The organism is Gordonia amarae NBRC 15530 (genome assembly GCF_000241345.1).
Lineage (GTDB): Bacteria > Actinomycetota > Actinomycetes > Mycobacteriales > Mycobacteriaceae > Gordonia > Gordonia amarae.
The window spans coordinates 1-24,839 of sequence record NZ_BAED01000023.1 but is presented as its reverse complement, the minus strand read 5'-3'; the positions used below and the strand labels follow the sequence as shown (position 1 = coordinate 24,839).

The following is a 24,839-nucleotide window of genomic DNA, read 5'->3' as shown; positions in this document are numbered from 1 at the left end:
CGATGGCCAGGCCCCAATCGACGCTGACCGTCGACGCCCTGATCCGGGACGCGGCCAGGAGGCTTCCGGACAAGGAGGCGGTGATCGATCCGGGCGAACGGCTCACCTACAGTCAACTCGACACCAGCACTAGGGAATTGGCCGCCGTCCTGGTCGACGCCGGCGTCGGGACCGGTACCCGGGTGTCGTTGCTGATGCCCAACTCCACGCGTTGGGTGCAGCTCTCGCTGGCACTGACCCGTATCGGCGCGGTCCTGGTGCCGCTGAGCACGCTGCTGAAGCCGCGGGAACTGCACGCCCAGCTGGCCACCGCCGGCGTCGAGGTGCTGATCGCGGTCGAGGAATTCCGCGGGCACCGCTACCTCGACGGGCTGGCCGAATGGCTGGGGCTCGAGGTGCTGCCGACCGGCGGTGAACGACTCCTCGAAGCCGAACTGCCGTCGCTGCGGGCGGCGTGGACTCCCGGCGAGCTGTTCGCGGCCGCACACGACGGGCTCGGCGCGCCCGACGACGTCGTGGACGCCCTGGGTGCGGCGGTCACCCCCGCCGACCCGATGGTCACCGTCTTCACCTCGGGCAGCAGCGGAACCCCCAAGGGTGTCAACCACTCCCACGAGAGCGCGCTGTTCGCGGTGCTCTCCGGACAGGAGGCGCGGCGCGTCGGCCCCGACACCCGCCTGTACCTGCCGATGCCGTTCTTCTGGGTGGGCGGCTTCGGTGCCGGGGTGCTGTCGGCGCTGCTGGCCGGGGCCACCCTGGTCACCGAGGAGGTGCCAACCCCGGAGTCGACGCTGAATCTGATCGTCTCCGAACGGATCACCCTGTTCCGCGGCTGGCCCGATCAGGCGGTGTCGGTGGCGGCGCTGGCCGCCGAGACGGGCGCCGACCTGTCGTCGATCGCTGACGGCAGCCTGCCCGCCCTGCTGCCGGCGGAGCTGCGGCCCCGGCCCGGTTCGCGTGCCAACCTGTTCGGGATGACCGAATCCTTCGGCCCCTACTGCGGTTTCCGCGCCGACCACGACATGCCCGAATCAGCCTGGGGCAGTTGTGGAAAGCCGTTCGACGGGGTGGAGGTCCGGATCGCCGACCCGGTCACCGGGGCCGCGCTCGAGCCTGGTGAATCAGGCGAGATCCAGTTGCGCGGCAAGCGCGTCCTGCAGGGCATCTGCGGGCGCAGCCGCGAGGACGTGTTCACCGCCGACGGCTTCTACCCCACCGGCGATCTCGGCCGGTTCGACGACGACGGTTTCCTGTTCTACATGGGCCGTTCCGACGACATGTTCAAGGTCAGCGGTGCCACCGTCTACCCCAGCGAGGTCCAGGCCGCACTGCGCGCCATCGAAGGTGTCGACGCCGCATTCGTCACCAGCGTGCCCGGCCCCAACGGCCCCCGCGTCGGTGCCGCCGTGGTGTCGACCACCGGCGCCACCCCCGAGTCACTTCGGGCAAGCGCCAAGGGCCTACTGAGCTCGTTCAAGGTCCCGTCGGTGTGGCTGGTCGTCCCCTCCGCCGACGACATCCCCCGGGGCGGAACCGGCAAGGTCCTCGCAGGCGACCTCCGCGACCTCCTCGCCGCCGAGTAGCACATCGCCGGCACTCTGTTCCGGCCCAGTTTAAGTTTACTATTGATCCCGTTTCCGGAATCAACAGCAAACTCAAATCACTCCTCTACCGTTGCGGCTCCGTACGAGGACTTACCGAGAGTGCTCACTCAAGGACACCGCCGCACTCATTTACAACCGTCGTTACTACACCGACGACGTCACGGAGGAAACTGTTCTGATCAGGCGAAGCACTGACGGACGGGATCGGCGCACCGCGGCTATAGATATCGTGCTCGATGATCTGGGCGCGTTTGAATGTTGATCCCGGCCCACTCTGCAAGTATGCCTCCTGCCACCCCGCTCGCACTTCATCACGCAGGCGCCGCCGAGTCAGGTCGACGAGCTCACTGGTTAGCTTGCTGGATATGGAATCGAGCGCGACTTGCTTCTCGTCGTCATTGGGCTCGCCGTTCGTCCAACGTTTGGGCCGCTGCAGTAGTAAGTAGACCTGAGCTTGGAGTTGATAACTCAGATCTGCAACAGGTTTAAGGTTGTCATATTCATCGCGCCATCCTTCAGCCAGTCGTCGGCTCAACGCTTTGACACGGGTCCAGTGTTCTTTCGGGGCTTCGGAATTATGTTTGAGCCCCAGAAGGCCGCGCCACCGGCTATGAAAGCTCTGGGCTGCGGCCGAAACGGCGAGCGGAAGAGCAAACGCATCGAGTACCGGACGGCTTGGTCCACTGTCTGGGGTACCTTCTGGATGCTCCAGTGCCACAAGCAATGCGTTCATCTGCTCGATCGATCGTCGACCGGCCCTCTTCCGCCCACTGAGCGGCTCATGTATCCCTCCGACGAAGTACCGGGCCTCATCGAACCTGTGACGAAGAGTTCGCTCAGCGGACGGGCTCAACTCATCGCCGATCGCATTCAGCACGTTCTCGACTGACGCCATCACATGTTCCTCGCGCTCGCCGAACGTAGGCAGGTTGTCCCCCTCAACCTGATCGAAGTGGGTAAAAAGGGTATGCAGCTTGCTGGCCTCCCCTGCAACCACGATACTTTTCAGCGCCGCGACAGGTGCTGCCTGCATCGGCTGTTTGGCATTGTCGACGAGCAATACCGCGTCTACCGCCCGCAATTGGGTTGCCACATGTGCCGAAAGAGCGGCGACCGATTTCGGAGTGTGGCCTAGACCTTCGCCATCAACCAGGACGAGTCTCACCGGATCCGACGACCAGCTCGGCCGGAATGGCCCTTTCACGCGAATACCATTCACCAGCGGTGTCAGAAGCCGCCCGAACAGCGGCGCATAGTTGCTGGAGAACCTTGCGACCGCCTTGATGAATACTTCACGGTCACCCGACTCCCATGACCACGTTGACGGCCATCCCTGGCGAGTACGCTTCAGGTCACCCACGTCCAAAGCAGCAAAACGCTTCTCGATCTCATCGACGAGCGAGTCAACGATCGCGTGGAACTCGTCGGACTGGCGCAAGTCTCTATCCAAACTCTCCTCTATGAGTTCCTCCAATACCCGTTCATCATCCCGAGCATCCGCTTCAGCCACCTCCGGCAGCACCTGCATACCATCGCCGGTACCGATCAGCTCATTCGTAATCTCACCGACGTACCGGGCCACAACTGCCTTCACAGCCACCACAGCTGACGTCACAACTTTGTCGGTAGTCGCCAGATCCACAGCGCCGTACTCATCTGGGTTGATGTCATCGGCCTCGTCGTCATCGTCATCAACGTCTGCCAGGTCTAGGTCATCGACCTTCGAGACACCCCTACCCAGTACGTAACTGAACCGGAACCGCTGGTTGACGTGGTCGAGCAGACACCGCCGAATCTTTTCATCAGATTCTTCTCGACGTGCGGCACGAGCAGCCGCGGAAACATTCTCGGTAAGATAATCGATTACCTCATCGCGCGGCACAAAGGTCACTACCGCCCGATATGCCTGATCGTCTGTTGTAATCAGTTCAGTATCAGCGACCGTCGTCTTCGCAGTCGATGTCGATGGGAAGCGCTCAGTGTCCGGATCGGTGCCCAGAATCTGACGCACTACCGTCGTCTTACCCGCGCCGGTCGTACCCAGAAGCAGAACCCTACGATAGCCCTCCGACTCGTCTGGCAACGGAAGCACCTGTTCTCTGAGCTTCGCGAAGTCGACTTCAGTCGCCTCAAGTCCGTCATAGAAGATGTCGACCACTCGCTCGTCAAACCGCGCAAGCGCGGTGGTTCGTGCAGTGGGCTCCCAAAGTCCAGGTGTACTCAGGATGTGGTTCAACTGATCCACCATCCGGTCCGCGTCGACGTCACTACTCGTTCCAAGGCCACGTCGAACGCGCCGTCCAGCCTTACCCGTACTCACATCGATCCGAACCGGGTGGCGGAATATCACCGACCACGAACCCCGACCTTGGCTACGATTCTTACTCGCCTTGTAGAACGTCATATTTTGACCTCCTCGTTGTTCCAGCGTTGTACCCGATCTATGTTGCATCCCAATCCGGGGCACGTCAAGCCTTTGGGTACAACATGGGAACAACAGCCATGCGCGGCGGCCCACTGGCACCTAACCCGCCGCCGATCTCTGCCGCAGGACGCGAACGAGTGATGCAAGTCCGATGACCGTGCAGCCGCTCATCGGGTACGTGTCATCGCCTGGGTAGACGACGTAACGTTCATCGATCGCGAGGTCGTCGGCTGCGCGATGGAATCCGGCTGAAACGTGTGGTGCTGTGGAGCGTTTCACCTCGACGGCGATCTGCGGGCGGCCCCCGCGCACGAGGACCAGGTCGAGTTCGTCGCCCCGTGCTGTCCGGTAGTGATAGGGCTGCCATCGATCGCCGATGGCGTCGATGATGCATTCGACCGTGAAGCTCTCGTAGCTGGCTCCGGCGGAGGGGTGTCCGAGAAGAGTGTTGAGGGAATCGATGTCGAGGAGCGCATGGAGCAGACCGGAGTCACGCACGTGTACCTTCGGGGCCTTGGTGATGCGTTTTCCAACGTTCGTATGCCAGGCCGGAAGTGATCGCACCAGTGCGAGATCGGCGAGCAGGTCGATGTACCGGGCGACGGTCGGACTGGTTACACCCAGCCCCGCAGCCAGTTTCGACGCATTCAGCTGCCCACCCGAGGAATGGGCGAGCATCGTCCATAGACGGCGCAGAGTCTCCGCCGGGATGCGCGGGGCGAACATCGGGATATCCCGCTCCAGGTACGACCGGATCAGGTCCTGCCGCCAACGGAGAGAGGCATCGTCCGATGCCAGCAAGGCATCGGGAAATCCTCCCCGGACCCAACGTTCGTCCGCTCCGATACCTGCCGACGCGGCCTCATCGACGTTTACGCCGGACAACTCCAGAAATGAAATTCGGCCTGCCAGACTCTCCGAGGACAGTTTCATCAGGTCCAGGGACGCCGAACCCAACAAGAGGAACTGGCCGTTGCGAAAGCCCGCCCGCCTGTTGTCGTCGATGACGCCGCGGAGGACTTCCGTGATCGCGGGGAGTCGCTGCACCTCGTCCAGCACCACCAGCCGCGGGGACTGTCCGCGCAGGTAGGCATCGGCGTCCGAGAGCCGCCGCACGTCTGCCGGTCGCTCAAGATCGAGGTATGTCGCGCCGCCCGACCAGCCATCAGCCAACTCGCGCGCGAGCGTCGTCTTGCCGATCTGCCGTGGTCCGAGCAGGACCACAGCGGACGTCGCAGCCAGACGCCGCTGTAGTTCCGCAGCCACCGCGCGAGTGATCATGTGTGCAAATTTAACATCAGCTTTCAAATTTGCACACCGTGGCGAGACCTCTCGAGCCGAGCAAGGTCCCGACAGGAGCAGCAGCGACCACCGGGATACGTGGGCCGCCAACAACGATCGTCAGCGTCGCACTTGTTGACAGGTGTCAGTGACATCTGTCAGTATCGCCAGAGTAGTGATGTCGGTTACACCACGGGGGAAGTTCGATGAGCAACACAAGGGGTGCGCCCTCCGGGCGTGAGGCACAGCGCCTCGAAACCCGGCAACGGCTCCTCGACGCCGCGACCGCCGAGTACGCGCGCGCCGGCATTGCCGGCGCCGACCTCAACGCCATCGTCAACGAGGTGGGCGTGGCCCGCGGCACGTTCTATTTCCACTTTCCCACCAAAGAGCATGTGCTGGTGGATATCGAAGCGCGGCAAGAGGATCTGATCTCCGAGGTGCTCGGCGACTTCCTGGCCACCGGACCGTCGCTGACCGACGCGCTGGCCAAAACCATCGAACTCATCGCCGATATCGAGACCCGGCTCGGCAAGCATCTGTTCAAAGATCTGGTGGCGCTGCGGTTCTCACCCAACCGGCCGGTCACCGAGGAATGGCGCGAGCACAAGGTGATCGGGCTGGTCGTCGAGCTGATCGGGTCGGCCCAGAGCAGGGGCGAGGCCGAGATCGTCGTCGACCCGTACCACAGCGCCGTGTTCTTCCTGCTCGGTGTGTACGGGCTGCTCGCTGTCACCATCGACGCCGATCAGCTCCGCAAAGAGTCCGTCGACAGCTACCTCACCTACACGCTGCGCAGCCTCCAAGCCCGCTGAACCAACTAGCGCCTTCTCAAAACGATACGGAGACAATCTATGTGGCAGGAAATCGTCCGGCTCGCCTTTGCCTGGGGAGTGATGGGACTGGTGATCTGGTTCTGGTACTGGATCATGAAGAACATCGGAACGTTCTGACCCGATGGGCGCCCCCACGCTCGGTGAACCGGTGACGATACCCCCGCCAGACATGGACCAGAATGCCGCTGTGACAACGGAATCCGATGCGATGAGCATCGAACGCAGTTGCTCGGTGACCGCTGTCGCGTTCTCGCAGCAGCGGATCTCGGGTGTCCGGCTGATGTCCGGCCCGCGCCGCACATTCGGGCTCAACGCCGGTCACACCGTCGTCAACGTGCCCTACCCGGCACTGGAGGCCGGCTGGACCCGCACCACCCTCACCTGCGGTGTGGCACTGCAGTGCTCGCCGTCGAAGAACCGGCTCTACTGGTTCCGGCTGCACGAGCTCACCGCCCGTCAGCTCGCCGCCCTTGCCGTCGTGGAGGGAGGTGTGGCCGCGGGCTGGGTGACCCGCAACTTCCCCGGACTCACCCGCGAACTCGACCGCCTCGCACCGGGAATCGAGTACCTCGACCCCGACCTCGACGGCGAGGTGATCGTCGACCGTGCGCTGGAGCTGGCGAAGACCACAGCGGACCTGTACCCGCACACGATTCTGGGCCGGATCACCGTCCGGCCACCCGAATCCGATTCGCTGGCCGCCAAGTTCAAACGCGGCTACGGCCGGATGCCGTGGACGTCCTCGCGCACCGATGCCAAGCGGCTCATGTCGATTCCGGTCGGCGGCGACGGTGGCGTGCGCAACTCGAATCTGCCGCCACCGTCGAAACCCGAGAACGACGACGTGGAGATCAACCCCGATCAGCGGGTCGGGGTGCCCTACCCCGAGTGGAACATGTGGAATCAGGCGTTCCTGCCCAACCATGTGGCGGTGCTCGAACGTAAACACCCGACCCGCAATTCGCCGTTGGCGTCGGTGTCGCCCGACATCCGCACATGGTTCGCCGAGCACACCCACCGGGCCATCCGCAACGGCCTCGACGACGGCTCCGACGTCGACGTCGACCGGTACGTGTCGCACTACCTCGACACCATCACCGGCGAGGCGGGGGAACCGAAGATCTTCCGGGAACTGATGCCCAGTTCGCGCGACGTCAGCACCGCGCTGCTCCTCGACGGCAGCTCGTCGCTGAGCAGCAACGGCGGCAAAGCCTTCCGCATCGAACTGGCCTGCGCCGACGCCCTGTCACGTGCGATGACCCTGGCGAAGGAGCGGCACGGCATCTTCGTGTTCTCCGGCAACACCCGGCACCGGGTGGAGGTCAACTGCCTCAAGGACTTCGACGACCGGCACTTCGCCGACCCGAGCGCGCAAGGACTGCGAGCCGGCGGCTACACCCGGCTCGGCGCACCGATCCGGCACCTCACCAAACGGCTGCTCGACCAGCCGTCCGAACGCCGGCTGCTCATCATCATCGGCGACGGCCTCATCTCCGACGAAGGCTACGAGGGCCGCTACGCGTGGGCCGACGTCGCGCATGCCGTCTCCGAGGCCGAGGAGGTCGCCGTCTCCGTCTTCTACATCGGCGTCGGGCCGGTGCGCGTGGACCCGCTGCCGGAGGTGTTCGGCGAGAAACGTTCCCGGCGCATCGGCCACGTCGACGACCTGCCCGAAGTCCTGGCTCACATCCATCGAGAGTTGGTGTCCGAATGACAAGCAACGACCTGTACTTCTCCAACGGCAGCGAAGTGCAACTGTTCGAATGGGCCTACGCCCAGCACATGCCGGTGATGCTCACCGGCCCCACCGGGTGCGGCAAGACCCGCTTCGTCGAACACATGGGACAACTGCTGGGCCGCGAGGTGATCACCATCAGCTGCCACGACGACCTCACCAGCGCCGACCTCGTCGGCCGGTTCATGGTCACCGGCGGTGACGTGGTGTGGGTCGACGGACCGCTCACCAAAGCGGTCAAGACCGGGGCGATCTGCTACCTCGACGAGGTGGTGGAGGCCCGGCACGACTCGCTGGCCATCCTGCACTCGCTGACCGATCACCGGCGCACCCTGTTCCTGGACCGGGCAGGCGAAACCCTGCACGCACCAGAGAGTTTCATGCTGGTGTGCTCCTACAACCCGGCCTACCGGAGTTCGCTCAAGGACCTCAAACCGTCGTTCCGGCAGCGGTTCGTCACGGTCCCGATGACGTACCTGCCGCCGCAGCGTGAAGCCGAGGTGCTGATGACCGAGGCCGGTGTGGGCGCCGACGTCGCTCAGCGGCTCGTCAACTGCGCGTTGAGCATCCGGCAGGCCGATGACGCCTTCCATTTCGAGCCGCCGTCGACCCGCACCCTGGTGGCCGCCGCCCGGTTCATCGCCGCCGGCGCCGACGAGCTGACCGCCGCCCAGGCCTGCATCCTCGCCCCACTCAGCAGCGACGGCGCCATCCACGAGGGCCTCTACGAGATCGCCACCGCCCACCTGTCGGGAACATCTGCATGATCGCATCGGTCCCCCCGCTGGTTGAGGTGCGAGGAGCGCTGGCGACGAACCTCGAAACCTCGCAAGGCGACAACGTCATCTCACCGGGTTTCGAGGCTCCTCGCCTAGCGGCTCGTCACACCTCAACCAACGACGGGGCGGCTCGTCACACGTCCATCAGCGCAGTAGTGCGCGAGCCGGAAGGCAGGAACTGACATGAGTTTCCAGATCTCCCGCAAAAAGGACGAGAAGGCCGACTCGCGCACTACGGGTCTCACCTACGACCAGCACGAAGAGGAAAGCCGCAAGGCGCAACGCAAGTCGGACCTGTGGATGATCGCGGGCACCGCGTTCATGGGCACCTACCTGCTCGGCCTGATCGGGTTGCCGCTGTTCCTGTACGGGCTGCACCTGTCCCGGAAAGCGCAGCAGGAGGGGCTCACCGTCCGGCCGCTGCTGGTCACCCTGATCGGCTATCTGGTGATCCTCGACGGCTTCCTCAACACCGTCGGCTGGGCACTGGACTTCCTCGCCAGCCACTCACTGCTCGACCGGGTGTTCTTCACCGCGTGGGGCAACTACGCCGACAACGGTGCCTACTTCTGGCAGTACAACGACCTGTATATCGGCGGCGCGTCGGCACCCGGAGAAAAGGGCTGGGAGGCAGTCGGTATCTTCGTCGTCTTCCCGATGCGGGTGGCCGCCGCGATCGCCTTCCTGCAGATGAAACGCTGGGGACACCAGTGGCTCACCGTCACCTGCTGGTTCGGGGTGGTGCTGTGGATCGGCTACATCTCCAACATGACCATGTACGCCGACCTGCGCTTCGACGGCACCATCCTCCCGGTGCTCGGCTGGTGGGCCTACGACATCATGTTCATCACCCCATTCCTGGCATTGCCGTTCCTGCACACGGTCAATCGCGAGATCTTCTCCGATTGACCTGTCCACCATCATCTTTCGTACTCTCTAGGAGCTTCCCGTGAACGCACCCCTCAACAAACAGGACCGCGACCGCAAGCGGGCCCTGATCGTCTTCCAGATCACCATCTACGGGTTCCTGCTGTCGATGTTCATCCTGCAACTGGTCTGGTCGTTCCAGCGCGGCTGGTGGAACTGACGCCATGGCCTTCACACGCAACGGAAGTGGCGCCGGCGGCGTCATGACCAGCCCGACGTCGGGCGGGCTGTCCTACAACCAGCACGAAGAGGAAAGCACACTCGCCCAGCGGCAGGCCGACAAATGGCTGATCGCCGGCACCGCCTTCATGGGCACGATGGTGTTCGGCATCATCGGGCTGCCCATGTTCCTGCGCGGTCTCTACCTGCAACGCAAGGCGGGACGGTCGGGAATGTCGGTGCGGCCGATCATGGTCACCCTCATCGGCTACCTGGTGATCCTCGACGCCTTCATCAACAGCATCGGGTGGGGTCTGGACCTGATGGCCAACCACTCGATCCTCAACCGGGTGTTCTTCACCGCCTGGGGCAATTACGCCGACAACGGCTACTTCTGGGAATACAACTCGCTGTTCATCGGCGGCACCTCCGCCCCCGGCGAGAAAGGCTGGGAGATCGCGTGTGTGTTCGTGGTGTTCCCGATGCGCATCGCCGCCGGCATCGCCTTCCTGCAGATGAAACGCTGGGGTCATCAGTGGCTGATCGTGACCTGCTGGATGGGGGTGGTGATCTGGGTGGGCTATGTGGTCAACATGACCATGTACGCCGACATCCGCTTCGACGGCACCATCGCACCGGTGGTCGGCTGGTGGGCATTCGACATCTTCTACATCACGCCATTCCTGGCCATCCCCTACCTGCACACGGTCAACCGCGAAATCTTCGCAGACTGATCGAACGCAGACTGATCGAACGCCGACTGAGACCCCTAGGAACCCATCATGAGCAAGAACTCCGCTGCGGCCGACACCGAGGCCGACAAGGAACTCCCCCAGGGCACCACCCCCGCATTCGCCCGGATGCACAAGTGGCTCAAGCGTTTCATCATCATCTGCCTGTTCGGTCTCGTCATCGAGGGCGCGTTCACCGTCCCGGTGCTGGCGATCTGGTACGGCGCGCCGACGCTGTCTCTGACCGAGATCTGCGACGAGTTCATGAAGGTGCGCTGGAACGACGAGAAGGCCGAATGCAAGTACCCGCACCCGATCGAGGGCCCGCCGTTCGGTGGTCCCGGTGAGGGCACCGGCCGCAACACCGCCAAGACCGAATGGGGCGTCCAGCCCAAGTCCCACCTCGACCGCATCGGATTCCGGGAACTGGTGCGCAACAAGGAGGAACGCGAGGCCCGCGAGAAGGCCGCCGCCCAGGCCAAGGAGCAGCAGTCCCCGACTCCGAGCGGTACGCAGCCCGCGGGTACGCCGGCCACCCAATCCCAGAAGCCGGTGGCTCAGCCGACCACTCCGGCGCCGCAGCCGGCCGCACCGTAGCAGCCGCGCACACCAACCGTTGACAGCAACCGTGAAAGAGGAGAACACCCGTGCCGTCGTTTCTGGTGACCGCGCAAAGCATCGGTCTGGTCGTCGGCGAGGCGTTCCGGGCGGCCGCCGACCGGACGATCCCGTTCGGGACCGAGGTGCCGTTGCACGAGAAGCAGATCACGGCGTCATGGCTGGCGGGTGAGCTGGGACTGCCCACCGGCGCGATCGGCTCGGTCACCGTCGTCGACGCCCATTCGGGCACCGCCAATCGGGCCCGCATCGAGGTGACGTCGGATGGCCGGCTACCCGAGTCGTTGTTCGCGAAGTTCCCGCCCCGCAACTATCTGCAGCATGTGCTGATGCACGTGTTCCGCCTCGGCACCAAAGAGGTGCTCGCATATAAGGCATTCGGCGACGATCCCCCGGTCCGCACACCGCGCTGCTATCTGGCCCGGGAGGACAGACTGCGCCGACGCAGCATCCTGCTTCTCGAAGACCTGTCCGCCACAGCCGAGTTCCGCACGGTCGTCGACTCGGTCACCGCGGCCGAGGCCGAGGCGGTGGTCGACGCTCTCGCCGGTCTGCATGCCCGGTTCTGGAACTCCGACCGCTTCGACGGCGACCTGCGGCAGCTCGCCCACCGCTCCCCCGCCGAGATCCGCCTCGGCGACCTGATCCGGCGCAAATTCATCGGCAACATCACCGGCCACACCGCCGCCATCATTCCTGACGACCAGAAACGCGCCTGCCGCATCTTCTTCGAACGCAGCGCCGACATCGACGCGTTCTGGACATCACAGCCGCGCACTCTGATTCACGGCGACACCCATCTGGGAAATCTGTTCTTCGAGAACGGCTGCCCCGGCTTCCTCGACTGGCAGGTCGCGATGACCTGGCCGGGTATCCGGGATGTCGCGTACTTCGTCACCGCCTCTGTCGAGGCCGACGAGGCACGTCGGATCGAGCGGGACCTGGTACGGCGCTATGTCACCCGGCTCGGTGAACTCGGTGTCGACGTCGACGGCGAGCGCACGTGGACGCTGTATCAGGCCGCGATCACCGAGCCCTGGCTCGCCTTCGTCTGTACCGCCGAGGCCGGTGACCGCATGCAGTCGTTCGAGATCTCCCGCGTGGGTGTCGAACGCGCGGTCGCCGCCGTCGCCGCCCACGACAGCTTCACCGTCCTGCGCTCCCTCGTCTCCCGTTGAGGGGACGCACCCTTTCGCCGGTTGAGGCGAAAGGGGGGTCCAACCGGCGGAAAGGGTTCCTACAGTTTGTATTCGGCGAGCAGACGTTTGGAGATGATCTGCTTCTGGATCTCGCTGGTGCCCTCACCGATCAGGAGGAACGGCGCATCCCGCATGAGGCGTTCGATCTCGTACTCCTTGGAATACCCGTACCCGCCGTGGATGCGGAAGCTCTGCTGGGTGACCTCGGCGCACAGCTCGCTGGTCATGTACTTGGCCATACCGGCGGCGACGTCGTTGCGTTCGCCGGAATCCTTGAGCCGGGCGGCGTTGACCATCATCAGGTGTGCCGCTTCGACTTTCGTGGCCATCTCGGCGAGCTGGAAGGCGATGGCCTGATGCTGGGCGATCGGCTTGCCGAAAGTGCTGCGCTGCTGCGCGTACCGGATCGCGAGTTCGAACGCCCGCTGTCCCACACCGCAGGCGCGGGCCGACACATTCACCCGGCCCACCTCCACACCGTCCATCATGTGGAAGAAGCCCTGGCCCGGCTGCCCGCCGAGGATATTGTCGGCTGAGGTGGTGAAGCCGTCGAACACCATCTCGGTGGTGTCGATGCCCTTGTAGCCCATCTTGTCGATCTTGCCGGGGATGGTGAGTCCTGGTGCGACCTCACCGAATCCGGGGGTCTTCTCGATCAGGAACGTGCTGAGGCCGCGATGCTTCTTGGTCAGGTCGTCGTCGGTGCGCACCAGCACCGCCACCAGCGACGAGCTGCCACCGTTGGTCAGCCACATCTTCTGGCCGTCGATCCGGTAGTGGCCGTCTTCGTCGCGCCGGGCCTTGGTGCGGATGGCCGCGACGTCGGATCCGAGTTCCGGCTCCGACATCGAGAATGCGCCCCGCAGTTCACCGGCGGCCATGCGCGGCAGGTAGTTCCGCTTCTGCTCGTCGGTGCCGTGCTGCCGGATCATGTAAGCGACGATGAAATGGGTGTTGATCACCCCGGACACACTCATCCAGCCGCGCGCGAGCTCCTCGACGCACAGCGCGTAGGTGAGCAGCGACTCACCGATGCCGCCGTATTCCTCGGGGATCATCAGCCCGAACAGCCCCATCTCGGCCATCTTGTCGACGATGTCCTGTGGGTAGGTGTCGGTCTTCTCCAGTTGCGAGGCAACGGGAATGACCTCTTTGTCGACGAATCGCCGGACATTGCTGACGATTTCCTGCTGAACATCGGTCAGCCCGAGTGTCTGTGCGAGCGTTGCCATGTCAGTCCCCAACTCGTTCGAAGACGGCGGCCAGCCCCTGCCCACCGCCGATGCACATCGTCTCCAGTCCGTACCGCGCGCCACGAGACTGCATCTGCCGCGCCAACGTGGCGAGCATCCGGCCACCGGTGGCGCCGACCGGGTGGCCGAGTGAGATCCCGGACCCGAGCACGTTGGTGCGGTCGAGGTCCTTCTCGCCGAAGTTCCATTCCCGCATGCACGCGATGGCCTGTGCGGCGAAGGCCTCGTTGAGTTCGATCAGGTCGATGTCGGACAGTTCCAGCCCGGCCCGGCCCAGCGCGGCGGCGGTCGCCGGTACCGGACCGATGCCCATGATCTTGGGTTCGACACCGGCCACACCCCACGACACCAGCCTCACCAGAGGACGCAGGCCGAGTTCGGCAGCCTTCTCGGGCGTGGTGACGATGCACATCGACGCGGCGTCGTTCTGGCCGCTGGCGTTGCCGGCGGTGACGGTGGCGTCGGGGTCCTGCCTGCCCATGATCGGGCGCAGCGTCGACAGCGATTCGACGGTGGTGTCGGCGCGCGGATGTTCGTCGACCGAGATCACCTGGGAATCTTTACGGCCGGTGACCGTGACCGGGATGATCTCGTCGACCAGCAGCCCGTCTGCCTGGGCGCCCGCGGCCCGCTGATGCGAGAGCACGGCCAGCTCGTCCTGCTCCTGCCGGGAGATTCGGTACTCGCGGCGCAGGTTCTCGGCGGTCTCGATCATCCCACCGGCTACGGGATAGTTCTTGCCGCCCGCGGTGACCCGGCCCCGGGCCAGGCCGTCGTGCACCTGGACACCGGATCGTGCTCCGCCCCAGCGCATATCACTGGAGATGAACACCACATTGCTCATGGACTCGGCACCGCCGGCCACCACCAGGTCGTTCTGGCCGGTGGCCACCTGCATCGCCGCCTGGATGACCGCCTGCAGTCCGGAACCGCAGCGGCGGTCGATCTGCATGCCGGGCACCGTGATCGGCAGTCCGGCGTCGAGCGCGACAACGCGGCCGATGGCCGGCGCCTCGCTGCTGGGGTAGCAGTGCCCGAGGATCACATCCTCGACGGCGTCCGGCGCGATGCCGGTGCGGTCCATCAGTCCCCGCAGCACCGCCACGCCGAGCTCGACGGCGGTGAGGGACTTGAACATTCCCCCGTACCGCCCGATCGGGCTGCGGACGGGTTCGCAGATGACGGCCGTCCGCACGCTGTCAGATGAACCGGCCACCGGTCACCTCCAGCACGGTGCCGGTCATGTACGACGAGTCCGGTCCGGCGAGGAACAGTGCCACACTGGCGATCTCACTGGGCTCACCGACGCGGCCGAGCGGCACCTGGGCGACCTTCTCGTTCCAGATACGTTCGGGCAGCGCTTCGGTCATCGCCGACCGGATCAGGCCCGGCTGAATCGCGTTGACCCGCACGCCGTGATGCGCCATCTCTTTGGCGGCGGCCTTGGTCATACCGACGATGCCCGCCTTGGCGGCCGAGTAGTTGGTCTGACCGACCATGCCCACCTTGCCCGAGATGGACGAGATGTTGATGATGGCGCCGGACTTCTGTTCGCGCATGATGGTCGACGCCTTGCGCAGGCCCTGCCAGGTGCCCTTGAGGTGGACCGAGATCACCTGGTCGAACTGTTCCTCGGTCATGGTGCGCATGGTGGCGTCGCGGGTGATTCCGGCGTTGTTGACCATGATGTCGAGACCGCCGAACGTGCTCTGCGCGGTGGCGAGCAGCGCTTCGATGTCGTCACCGCTGACCACATCGCATTTCACCGCGGCGGCCACGTCGGCGCCGCCGAGCTTCTCGACGGCCTCCTTGGTGGCGTCAAGATTCAGGTCACCGAGGACGACCCGGGCACCTTCTGCCACAAAGCGTTCAGCGATGGCGAAGCCGAGTCCCTGTGCACCACCGGTGATCACGGCGGTCTTTCCCGAAAGAATGTTTCCTGACATCTGTTCTCAACCCTTCTGCTTACGGCGTTCTGCCTTGACGAGCCCGGAACCGAGGATGACGCGCTGGATCTCGCTGGTGCCCTCGTAGAGGCGCAACAGCCGGACATCCCGGTAGATACGTTCGACGGGCACACCGCGCATATAGCCTGTGCCGCCGTGGATCTGGACCGCGAGATCGGCCACCTTGCCGACCATCTCGGTGCAGTACAGTTTGGCCGCCGACGGCGCGAGGCGCCGGTCCTCCTCGGTCACCCATTTGCGGGCGCAGTCCCGGACCAGTGCGCGGCCGGCCAGCACGCCGGTCAGCTGGTCGGCGAGCATCGCCTGCACGAGCTGGAACTCACCGATCGGGGTGCCGCCCTGGGTGGCGGTGGCGGCGTAGGCCACCGACTCATCGAGGGCGCGCTGGGCGGCGCCGACGGCGAGGGCCGCGATGTGCACGCGACCGCGGGCCAGCGAGATCATCGCGGCCCGGTAACCCACATCCTCGGAGCCACCGACCAGCGCCGACGCCGGAACCCGCACGTCGGTGAAGCTGATGCTCGCCGTCCAGGCGCCCTCCTGGCCCATCTTGGCGTCCTTGGGGCCCACCTCGACGCCGGGCGTGTCGGCGGGCACCAGGAACACGGCGATGCCGGGACCGTCGGCGTCGGCGGGGCGGGTGCGGGCGAAGGTGACGAACAGGTCGGCGCTCGGTGCGTTGGTGATGAAACACTTCTCGCCGTTGATGACCCAGTCGTCGCCGTCAAGTTCAGCCTTGGTGCGCAGGCCCGACGGATTGGACCCGGCGCCGGGCTCGGTCAGCGCGAACGAGGCGACGACCTCGCCCGAGGCGATGGGTTCGAGCCAGCGCTTCTTCTGCTCGTCGGTGCCGAAGTTGACCAGCACCTGCCCGGCGATGCCGTTGTTGGTGCCGAACATCGAGCGCAGCGACAGCGTCGTGTAGCCCAGTTCCATCGCGAGTTCGACGTCCTGCGTGAGGTCGAGGCCGATGCCGCCCCATTCCTCGGGGATGGCGTAGCCGAACAGGCCCATCTCCTTGGCCTGGTCCCGGATGTCGTCCGGGATGCGGTCCGTCGCGAGGATCTCGTCCTCACGGGGCATGACCACTGACCGGACAAATTGTTTGACCTGGGCGAGGATCTCGGCAAAATCGTCGGCGTCGACGGCCACAACGGGCTCCTTTCTGACGTCGGTACCGCCGGCACCGACAGGGTCAACGCAGGTCACGTTACCTTCGCGCCCGGGGGTGGGCACAAGGCCTGCTCTACTGAATCGGTAGTCGATATGGTAGGCATTACAGTTAGACTTACTACAGTGGTCGGCGGCGATGAGTCAACCCGGCCTGAACAGGAGTGACAACGTGAGCGATCGTCTGAGCGGCAAAGTCGCCTTCATCACCGGCATCGCACGTGGCCAGGGCCGCGCCGAAGCCGTCCGGCTCGCCTCCGAGGGCGCCGACATCATCGGCATCGACATCGCCGGACCGCTCCCCGAGTTCATCCCCTACGACTCGGCCACCCCCGAGGACCTCGCCGAGACCGTCTCGCTGGTGGAGGCCACCGGACGCAAGATCATCGCCTCCGCCGTCGACATCCGCGACCTCGACGGCGTGCGCAAGGCCGTCGCCGACGGTGTCGCCGCCTTCGGCCGTCTCGACATCGTCGTCGCCAACGCGGGCATCTGCGCGCCCGAAACCTGGGACGAGGTCACGCCCGAGTCGTTCCGCACCATCCTCGACGTCAACGTGACCGGCACCTGGAACACCGTCACCGCCGCCGCACCCGCGATCATCGCCGGCGACAACGGCGGTTCGATCATCCTGATCAGTTCCGCCGCCGGCCTGAAGTTCCAGCCGTTCATGGTGCACTACACGGCCAGCAAGCATGCCGTCGTCGGCCTGGCCCGCGGCTTCGCCGCCGAACTGGGCAAGCACTCGATCCGCGTCAACACCGTCCACCCCGGTGCCGTCATCACGCCGATGGGCAGCGGCGACATGGTCGTTCGCGTCGGCGAAACACTCGAATCCAATCCGGCGCTGCAGCAGACGATGGCCGCATTCCTGCCCGACATGGTCACCACTCCCGAGGATGTCGCTGCCACCGTCGCATGGCTGGCCTCCGACGACGCCCGCCACGTCACCGCCGCCTCCATCGCCGTCGACCTGGGCACCACCCAGTACTGAATCCATGACCTCACTGAAGTTCACTCTGGAGTATCCGAGCGAAATCCCCTCGGCCCCGGACGATTTCCTGTTACCCGATGTCGTCCGCGCGGTGGCGACGGCGGCCGAGACCGCGGGGTTCTCGGCCGTCGCCCTCAGCGAGCATCCGGCGCCGTCGGCCAAATGGCGCGACAACGGCGGCCACAACACGCTCGACCCCATTGCGGCACTGGGGTTCATGGCAGCGGCCACCAGCACGATCAGGTTGCTCACCAATCTGATCGTGCTGCCGTTCCACAACCCGTATCAGATCGCCAAATCGCTGACGAGCCTGGATATCCTGTCCGGCGGACGGCTGATCACGGGTGTCGGGGCGGGATACCTGCGGTCGGAGTTCTCCGCGGTGGGCGTCGAGTTCGAGGACCGGGCACGGCTTTTCGACGAGGCGCTGGATGCGATCACCTCGATCTGGACCGATCCGGCCACCCCGGTGAGCGGTGACGGCTGGGCCGCCACCAGCGAACTGTGGTTGCAGCGGCCGGTGCAGACCCCGCACCCGCCGATCTGGATCGGCGGCAACAGCCGTGCCGCGCTGCGCCGCGTCGTCGCGCACGGGGCCGGGTGGATGCCGCTGATCACCCCGAAGGTGTTTGCCTCGGTCATCCGTACCCGCGCGATCGAGACGCCTGAGCAGTTCAGCGAGATTCTCACCGGCCTGCGCGCCGATCTCGCCGCGACCGGCCGCGATCCGGACGAGCTCGACGTCCAGATCGTGTTGCCGCACACCGATCTCGACGACGCCGCCGCCGTGCGCGCGGCCCGCGAGTACCTGGCGGACCTGCGCCGTCGCGGCGCCACCTGGGTCGTCATCCACGTCGACGGCTCCAGCCCCGAAGCCGCCGTTGACTACATCTTCCGCGCCCCGGACGTCCTGTTCGGCTGACCTCCTCGCCGGTTGAGGTGCGAGGTCACCCAGCGACCGAGCCTCGAAACCCCGTGAGACGACGTTGTTATCTCACGGGGTTTCGAGGCTCGTCAACCGGCGAAGGGAGACTCTCAGCGTTTGCGGATGGTCATGTGTTTGATGCCGTGGGTGAAGTCGCTGTAGATGTAGTCGACGTCGCCGACGAACTCGACGTCGGGGATGCGGGTGACGAGTTCGGCAAACAGGTGTTTGAGTTCGAGGACGGCGAGTTGCTTGCCGAGGCAGTGGTGGGGGCCGCCGCCACCGAAACCGACGTGCTGGTTGGGAAACCGATCGAGGTTGAAAACCCCTGGGTTGTCGAAGGTTTCGGCGTCGAAGTTGCCGGAGCAGTAGAAGATCGCGACCTTGTCGCCTTCGCTGATCGTGGTGCCGGCGAGTTCGGTGTCGCGGGTGGCGGTGCGGGTGAACTGCATGACGGGGGTACCCCAGCGGACGAATTCGTCGACGGCGCCGCCGATCCGGCCGTCGACGTCCTCGCGGAGCCAGGCCAGCTGGTCGGGGTGATCGAGCAGGGCCTTGAACGCGTGGGCGGTGGTCTGCTTGGTGGTGTCGTTGCCGGCAGAGGCCAGCAGCACCATGAACGCGCCGACCTCTTCGTCGGTCAGGCTGTGCCCGTCGACCTCGGCCTGCACGATGTTGGTCATCAGGTCGTCCTGTGGGTTGACCCGACGGTCCTTGGCCAGCTCGACACCGGCGTTGGTGAGTACGCCTAGCTGCATCATCAGGAAGACGGCCTTCTCCTCCAGATTGCCGCCCACCTCGTCGTCGCTGGTGCCGAACACGGCTTCGGCTGCGGCGGCGACGGTTTCGTGCTGATCCTTGGGCAGGCCGATCATCTCCGACACCGTCTGCATCGGCAGCTTCTTGGCGACCACCTCCATGAAATCGACCGGTTGCCCGCCGTCGAGAGCGGCGAGGAGTTCGTCGACGATGCGGGCGGCGTTGGCCTTGATCTGTTCCTCGATCTTGCGAACCTGCTTGGGCGTGAACGCCATCGAGATCAGCCGCCGGTACCGGGTGTGTTCCGGGGCGTCCATCGTGAGGAAGAAGGTGGTGGCCTTCTGGATCTCGACGGGCATCGCGTCGAGGGTGACGCCGCGGCCGGAGCAGAACTCGTCGGCATGCGCGCTGACGTAACGGATGTCGGCGTTGCGGGTGACCGCCCAGAATCCGGTCTCCTCGTGCGGGAACAGCGCCTCGGTGGGCTCATGCCAGGTGAGGCCGTCGCCGGCGCGCAGTTGTGCGAAGGTCTGCTCACGTTCGGCGAAACTCTTCTCCCAGAAGGAGTGGCTGGAGATGTCGACCGTGGAGTACGGGCGTGCGGGTGCTTCGGTGTTGGTCATCGGTTCTCCGGAAATCGTTGGGCTGTGGACGAGGTCAGATGGCGTACGGACCGGCACCCATGCCGGCGATCACCCCGGCGTCGACCTGGATGTCCTGGCCGTTGACCCAGCGGGCGTCGTCGGAGGCGAGGAAGGTGACCACGGGCGCGATGTCCTCGACGCTTCCGTGACGTCCGGCGGCGGAGCGGACGAATTCGATGGTGTCGTCGCCCATCGACTTCTTGAAGTCACCGAGGATGGGGGTGTCGGTGGGGCCGGGGCTGACGGTGTTGACCCGGATGCCGTACTTCTGCCAGGCCGGGCCGGAGATCTTCTTGGAGAACAGGATCGACGCCTCTTTCGACGTGCTGTAGACCGCGTATGCCGGGTCCTGCTGCGCCTGCCACGCGTCGACCTGCTCACCGGTGGACGCGTCGAGCAGTCCGGCCAGCGCCTCGCCTCGGGCCTGCCAGGCCAGGCCCGCGACGGAGGCGACGGTGACGATCGAGCCACCCGAGCGCAGCACCGGCAGCAGTCCGAGCGCAAGGGTGCGCATGCCGAGGAAGTTGACCCGCAGTACGTCGCCCGCATCGAAGGTGCCGGGGATGCCCGCGACGTAGGCGAGGACATCCCAGCCCTGACCGTCGGTCTCGAGCCGCTTGATCAGCGCGCCGACGGCGTCGAGGTCACGCAGATCGAGGACGGCCTGCTCGAACGGGGTCTCCTGCGTGAAGCGCACGTCGACGCCGAGCACCCTGTCGCCCTGATCGTGGAAGCGGGCCGCGACCGCCGCTCCGATTCCCGACCCGGCCCCCACAACCACCACACCACGCTTAGCCACCCCACCAGGCTTAGCCACCACACCAGGCTCAACCGCCACACCAGGCTGCTGCGATCCCATGTCTGCCGTCCTCCCGCGCCCGATGATCAGGGCGTCATCGTGGTCGATCCAGCCTCTCGGGCCGCGATCGACAAACTTACAGATACCTATACCGTAGACCATTCTATAGGTGGTACTGTGCCGTAGGCCACAGCGTTGAACGCTCGGCAGCCCAGTTGACCACCGCCACCCGCCCGCAAGGAGGTGACAATGACCAGCACGCAGACACCCGCTGTCGCCTCGGCCGCAGCCATCGCCGCCCGGGCCAAGGCCCGCACCGATGCCGAACGTCGTCCCGGACGCATCGGCGCGTCGATCGACACCTTCGGCCGCACCACCCGGCTCGGGGCGTCGGCGCTGCGGTACGCGGTCACCGACATCGTCTCGTTGCGGTTCCCGCTGCGGGAGATGCTCTCGCAGGCCTGGTTCATCATCACCGTCACCGCGATCCCCGGCATCCTCATGGCGATCCCGTTCGGCGTGATCGTCTCCACGCAGGTGGGCAACCTCGTCCACCAGCTCGGCGCCAGTTCGATGATCGGCGCGGCCGGCGGCATGGGCGTCATCAAGCAGGGTGCGCCCGTGGCCACCGGCCTGCTGCTCGGCGGCGCGGGCGCGGCTGCGATCGCCGCCGACCTCGGCGCCCGCACCACCCGCGAGGAGATCGACGCGATGCGGGTGATGGGCGTCGACCCGGTGCAGCGGCTCGTCGCCCCGCGCGTGATCGCGATGCTGGTGGTGGCCCCGCTCATCAACATCCTGATCATCGCCGTCGGCATCGTCGCCGGCTATCTGGTGGCCGTCGCGTCGCTGGATGTGACCCCGGGCAGCTACTGGATGTCGTTCGGCGCGTTTGCCACTCGGATCGACGTCTGGGTGTCGCTGATCAAGTCGATGATCTTCGGGCTACTCGTGGTGGTGGTGGGCTGTCAACGCGGCCTGGAGGCCAAGGGCGGGCCGCGCGGCGTCGCCGACGGCGTGAACGCGGCGGTGGTGCTGTCGGTGGTGGCGATCATGGTGGTCAACACGGGGATCACGCAGGTGGTCAACATGTTCTACCCGATGAGGATGGGCTGAGCCGGTGACCCAGAATCTCACCCCCGCCCCGTACACGCCGAAACTGCTCCGGCCGGTCCGCGCGATCCGCGAGCGCATCAACCCGGGCAGGTTTCTGGAATCTGTCGGATTCGCCCTCGCCTTCTGCTGGAACGTCTTCGCGGCGATCCCGTTGACGCTCAAGCACTATCGCCGCCAGACGATGTCCACGATCACCGACATGACCTGGGGCCGTGGCTCTCTCATCGTCGGCGGCGGCACCGCCCCGGTCATGCTCATCATGGGTGCGGCAATCGGCGCCTCCATCGGCATCGAGGCGTACACGGCCCTGGAACTGGTCTCGCTGGGCCCGGTGTCGGGCGTCATCTCCGCATTCGCCAATACCCGCGAACTCGCCCCCATCGCGGCCGGTGTCGCGTTCGCCGCGCAGGCGGGCTGCCGGATGACCGCCGAGATCGGCTCGATGCGCATCTCCGAGGAGATCGACGCCATCGAGGCCCTCGGCGTGCGGGCGGTGGGTTTCGTGGTCACCACCCGCGTCATCGCCGGTGTGGTGTCGATGATCCCGACGTACGTGATCGCCCTCGTCGTCGGTTATCTGTCGACGCGGATGGTGGTCACCACCATTCACGGTGAGCCGGGCGGCGTGTACGACCACTACTTCACCCAGTTCGTGCTCGGCTGGGACATCGTCGCCTCGGTCATCAAGATCCTGGTATTCACCGTCGCGATCATCCTCATCCACTGCTACCAGGGCTTCTTCGCCTCCGGTGGCCCCGAGGGCGTGGGCATCGCCTCGGGGCGTGCCATCCGGGCTTCGCTGGTGGGCATCATCGCCCTCGACATGGTGATGACGCTGGTGCTGTGGGGCCTGCAGTCGCCGATCAGGTTCTCGGGGTAACCGCATGGCACGGCACGCGCTCACCGGGATCACCACCCACACCCACACCGCCCGCACCGTCGGCATCGCCGCGATCCTGGTGGCCGCACTCGCCGTGATCGGGTGGCGGTTCATCCCCACCGACGATCTCGACTCCGGCCAGATCGCCGTCACCCTGCTCGCCGAGGAGGTGGGCGACGGTGTCACCAAGGGCACCGAGGTGCGGCGCGGCGGAGTGGTTGTCGGCAAGGTCGATTCGGTGACCCGCACCGACGCCGGCCAGGCGATCACGGTGCACCTCGACCGGCCGGCGCTGACCGGACTCACCGATGCCCTGTCGATCGACTACTCCCCAGCCAACCTTTTCGGCATCACCCAGATCAGTCTGCTCGCACAGCAGGGTGGTTCGCCCCTGCGGTCGGGCACCACGATCAATCTGACCGGCGCGCAACGCGACCGCGTGCACGACGCCACGGTCTCGACGATGCTGCTCTCGCTGGGCAAGCTCAGCGGTGATGTGCTGACCCCGGACCTGGCCGACCTGCTCAAGAAGGTGGCCCAGGATGCGAAGGCGTTCTCGCCGTTGATGAAAGCACTGGTCACCACCGTCGAAACCGTCGCCGACACCCAGAAGATGCCGTATTCGCCGATCCTGCGGGACCTGGGTTCGGCGCTGTCGGGATTCCCGGCGACCCTCGACGGCGGCCTGGTCCTGCTGCGCATGGTGCACGATCATCCGTACCTGAAGGTCCCCGAGAAGCAGGCACGCTTCGACGCCACCGTGGCGATGCTGGCCAAGAAGGTGATCCCGGGCCTGGCGAATCTGCTGGAGGTGTTGCAACCGGACTATCGGGGCCTGGCCGCGATGCCGGTACCGCTGATGAATGCCGTTGCGTCCGTGGTGTCCTCGCCCCAGACCACCCAGGCCCAGCTGGAGCAGCTGTTGACCCGGACAGCCAAGACGTTCGGCGGGTCACCGGCCGAACCGGTGCTGCGCCTGGCGCTCACCCTCAACGCGGGTGGGGGCGGCCGATGAAGAGCATGCCGTCCCTGCTGATCAAGATCGGTGTATTCGCCGCGGTCATGGCCGTCATCCTTGTCGGCGTGCTGCGCACCATCGAGAAACCGATCCGCGGCGACGTGACCGGCTACACCGCCCTGTTCACCGACGCCAACGGCCTGCGGGTGGGCAACGACGTCCGCGAGTTCGGTGTGAGCGTCGGCAAGGTCACCGGCATCTCCCTCAAAGGCACCGATGCCAAGGTCACCTTCGACCTGCAGACCAAGCACCGAGTCGCCAAGGACGCCAGGTTCGCGATCCGCTACCAGAACCTGACCGGCCAGCGGTACATCGACATCCAGCAGTCGACGCTGACACCCGCGCAGAAGGCCGACCTGCGGGCGCCCGGATCGACCATCGACACCGGCCACACCGTGCCGTCGTTCGATGTGACCACGGTGTTCAACGGTCTCGAACCCGTTCTGCGGCAACTGTCCCCGGCCGAACTCAACAAGTTCACCGGCAGCCTGTACGCGGTGATCGAGGGCAACGGCAGCGGCATCGGACAGGTCCTCGACGCGGTCGAACAGCTCAGCAGGTACGCCGTCGACAGGCAGCAGGTCATCTCCGTGCTGGTGCGGAACCTGTCGCGGGTGTCCGACCAGATCGGCGGCGGCTCCGGCAACACGATGGCACTGATCAACCAGCTCACCAAGCTGTTCCTGGAACTCAAGGACAAGGTGCCGCTGCTCGCGCAGTTCGCCGACGAGATCCCGCCGATCCTGTTCCCGCTCGAGCACATGCTCAAGGTGCTCGGCCTCACCGGCGACCCCAACCCCGACATCGACCGCCTCATCGCGCAGGCCTTCCCGAAACCGGAGGAAACGATCGCCTCGCTCAACCGGATCCCCGGTTTCCTGCAGTTTGTGGCCGCGGTGACCCCAGAGGCCGGAAAGTTCACCTGTTCCAAGGGCACCACCGCCCCACCGGCCGCGCTCACCGTGCTGCTCGGCAACCAGAGGATCACGCTGTGCCGGGCCTGAGCAGGAACAAGGGCAA

The 24,839-nt window shown here is 65.5% G+C and carries 22 protein-coding genes and 1 pseudogene; 15 read left to right on the top strand and 8 right to left on the bottom strand.

Annotated elements, in window-relative coordinates; all coding sequences use genetic code 11:
* Positions 1 to 2 precede the first annotated feature (2 nt).
* Entirely contained in the window at positions 3 to 1,583 is a 1,581-nt protein-coding gene (locus GOAMR_RS07125; protein ID WP_005184756.1) for a class I adenylate-forming enzyme family protein, read from the top strand.
* Between the two features lie 124 nt (positions 1,584 to 1,707).
* Here GOAMR_RS07125 and GOAMR_RS07120 read toward each other — a convergent pair whose 3' ends face one another.
* Together GOAMR_RS07120 and GOAMR_RS07115 are read right to left on the bottom strand one after the other, a co-directional pair.
* Positions 1,708 to 4,008, bottom strand: coding sequence for a hypothetical protein (locus GOAMR_RS07120; protein ID WP_005184754.1), 2,301 nt, complete (start codon positions 4,006 to 4,008; stop codon positions 1,708 to 1,710).
* A gap of 120 nt (positions 4,009 to 4,128) precedes the next feature.
* A complete protein-coding gene (locus tag GOAMR_RS07115) occupies positions 4,129 to 5,310 on the bottom strand; it encodes an ATP-binding protein (protein ID WP_005184752.1) in 1,182 nt (393 codons plus the stop codon).
* A gap of 206 nt (positions 5,311 to 5,516) precedes the next feature.
* Here GOAMR_RS07115 and GOAMR_RS07110 point away from each other — a divergent pair, with 206 nt between their 5' ends.
* The 8 genes and pseudogenes from GOAMR_RS07110 (at position 5,517) to GOAMR_RS07075 (ending at position 12,273) form a co-directional block, all read left to right on the top strand.
* Entirely contained in the window at positions 5,517 to 6,125 is a 609-nt protein-coding gene (locus GOAMR_RS07110; RefSeq protein ID WP_005184750.1) for a TetR/AcrR family transcriptional regulator, read from the top strand.
* A gap of 190 nt (positions 6,126 to 6,315) precedes the next feature.
* The gene (locus GOAMR_RS07105) at positions 6,316 to 7,860 is read left to right on the top strand and encodes a nitric oxide reductase activation protein NorD (protein WP_040514622.1); all 1,545 of its coding nucleotides are present in this window, start codon (positions 6,316 to 6,318) and stop codon (positions 7,858 to 7,860) included.
* Positions 7,857 to 8,648: a CbbQ/NirQ/NorQ/GpvN family protein gene (locus GOAMR_RS07100; protein WP_005184745.1), complete on the top strand. Its 792-nt coding sequence runs from the start codon at positions 7,857 to 7,859 to the stop codon at positions 8,646 to 8,648. Before GOAMR_RS07105 ends, GOAMR_RS07100 begins: the two co-directional genes overlap by 4 nt.
* A 195-nt stretch (positions 8,649 to 8,843) precedes the next feature.
* Positions 8,844 to 9,569: a hypothetical protein gene (locus tag GOAMR_RS07095; protein ID WP_005184742.1), complete on the top strand. Its 726-nt coding sequence runs from the start codon at positions 8,844 to 8,846 to the stop codon at positions 9,567 to 9,569.
* A gap of 40 nt (positions 9,570 to 9,609) precedes the next feature.
* Entirely contained in the window at positions 9,610 to 9,747 is a 138-nt protein-coding gene (locus tag GOAMR_RS25080; protein ID WP_005184738.1) for a hypothetical protein, read from the top strand.
* 4 nt (positions 9,748 to 9,751) lie between these two features.
* On the top strand, positions 9,752 to 10,480 hold the full coding sequence (locus GOAMR_RS07085; RefSeq protein WP_005184735.1) for a hypothetical protein: 729 nt from the start codon (positions 9,752 to 9,754) through the stop codon (positions 10,478 to 10,480).
* A 48-nt stretch (positions 10,481 to 10,528) separates the two neighbouring features.
* Positions 10,529 to 10,939: pseudogene (locus tag GOAMR_RS07080) on the top strand (hypothetical protein); the annotation flags it as partial.
* Between the two features lie 185 nt (positions 10,940 to 11,124).
* Entirely contained in the window at positions 11,125 to 12,273 is a 1,149-nt protein-coding gene (locus GOAMR_RS07075) for a phosphotransferase (protein ID WP_005184731.1), read from the top strand.
* 59 nt (positions 12,274 to 12,332) lie between these two features.
* Here the strand turns inward: GOAMR_RS07075 and GOAMR_RS07070 are convergent, their stop codons facing one another.
* Genes GOAMR_RS07070 through GOAMR_RS07055 form a run of 4 tightly spaced genes read right to left on the bottom strand, consistent with a single transcriptional unit; the run spans position 12,333 to position 16,666 of the window.
* The gene (locus GOAMR_RS07070) at positions 12,333 to 13,526 is read right to left on the bottom strand and encodes an acyl-CoA dehydrogenase family protein (protein WP_005184729.1); all 1,194 of its coding nucleotides are present in this window, start codon (positions 13,524 to 13,526) and stop codon (positions 12,333 to 12,335) included.
* Position 13,527: 1 nt separating this feature from the next.
* A complete protein-coding gene (locus GOAMR_RS07065; protein ID WP_040514626.1) occupies positions 13,528 to 14,742 on the bottom strand; it encodes an acetyl-CoA C-acetyltransferase in 1,215 nt (404 codons plus the stop codon).
* A gap of 4 nt (positions 14,743 to 14,746) precedes the next feature.
* Positions 14,747 to 15,493 (bottom strand): 3-oxoacyl-ACP reductase FabG, encoded by a 747-nt coding sequence (fabG, locus tag GOAMR_RS07060; protein WP_005184725.1) that lies wholly within the window; start codon positions 15,491 to 15,493, stop codon positions 14,747 to 14,749.
* 6 nt (positions 15,494 to 15,499) lie between these two features.
* Complete coding sequence (locus tag GOAMR_RS07055; RefSeq protein ID WP_005184723.1) at positions 15,500 to 16,666, bottom strand: acyl-CoA dehydrogenase family protein; 1,167 nt, start codon at positions 16,664 to 16,666, stop codon at positions 15,500 to 15,502.
* Positions 16,667 to 16,856: 190 nt separating this feature from the next.
* Here GOAMR_RS07055 and GOAMR_RS07050 point away from each other — a divergent pair, with 190 nt between their 5' ends.
* Both GOAMR_RS07050 and GOAMR_RS07045 read left to right on the top strand, forming a co-directional pair.
* Positions 16,857 to 17,678, top strand: a complete 822-nt coding sequence (locus GOAMR_RS07050) for a mycofactocin-coupled SDR family oxidoreductase (protein WP_005184720.1) — start codon at positions 16,857 to 16,859, stop codon at positions 17,676 to 17,678.
* A gap of 4 nt (positions 17,679 to 17,682) precedes the next feature.
* Positions 17,683 to 18,600, top strand: coding sequence for an LLM class F420-dependent oxidoreductase (locus GOAMR_RS07045; RefSeq protein WP_005184717.1), 918 nt, complete (start codon positions 17,683 to 17,685; stop codon positions 18,598 to 18,600).
* A 113-nt stretch (positions 18,601 to 18,713) separates the two neighbouring features.
* On the opposite strand, the gene GOAMR_RS07040 is transcribed toward GOAMR_RS07045, so the two are convergent.
* Together GOAMR_RS07040 and GOAMR_RS07035 are read right to left on the bottom strand one after the other, a co-directional pair.
* A complete protein-coding gene (locus tag GOAMR_RS07040) occupies positions 18,714 to 19,985 on the bottom strand; it encodes a cytochrome P450 (RefSeq protein WP_005184708.1) in 1,272 nt (423 codons plus the stop codon).
* 34 nt (positions 19,986 to 20,019) lie between these two features.
* Entirely contained in the window at positions 20,020 to 20,865 is an 846-nt protein-coding gene (locus GOAMR_RS07035) for an SDR family oxidoreductase (protein ID WP_005184705.1), read from the bottom strand.
* A 189-nt stretch (positions 20,866 to 21,054) separates the two neighbouring features.
* Here GOAMR_RS07035 and GOAMR_RS07030 point away from each other — a divergent pair, with 189 nt between their 5' ends.
* From GOAMR_RS07030 to GOAMR_RS07015, 4 genes are read left to right on the top strand one after another with little or no spacing between them, the layout of a single operon-like run.
* Positions 21,055 to 21,921: an MlaE family ABC transporter permease gene (locus GOAMR_RS07030; RefSeq protein ID WP_005184704.1), complete on the top strand. Its 867-nt coding sequence runs from the start codon at positions 21,055 to 21,057 to the stop codon at positions 21,919 to 21,921.
* Between the two features lie 4 nt (positions 21,922 to 21,925).
* A complete protein-coding gene (locus tag GOAMR_RS07025; RefSeq protein ID WP_005184701.1) occupies positions 21,926 to 22,801 on the top strand; it encodes an ABC transporter permease in 876 nt (291 codons plus the stop codon).
* A gap of 4 nt (positions 22,802 to 22,805) precedes the next feature.
* Positions 22,806 to 23,816 carry an MlaD family protein gene (locus tag GOAMR_RS07020; RefSeq protein WP_005184699.1) on the top strand — a complete coding sequence of 337 codons (1,011 nt, stop codon included), beginning with the start codon at positions 22,806 to 22,808 and terminating at the stop codon, positions 23,814 to 23,816.
* Entirely contained in the window at positions 23,813 to 24,823 is a 1,011-nt protein-coding gene (locus GOAMR_RS07015) for an MlaD family protein (RefSeq protein ID WP_005184697.1), read from the top strand. The genes GOAMR_RS07020 and GOAMR_RS07015 overlap by 4 nt, the downstream gene beginning before the upstream one ends.
* Positions 24,824 to 24,839: the final 16 nt, after the last annotated feature.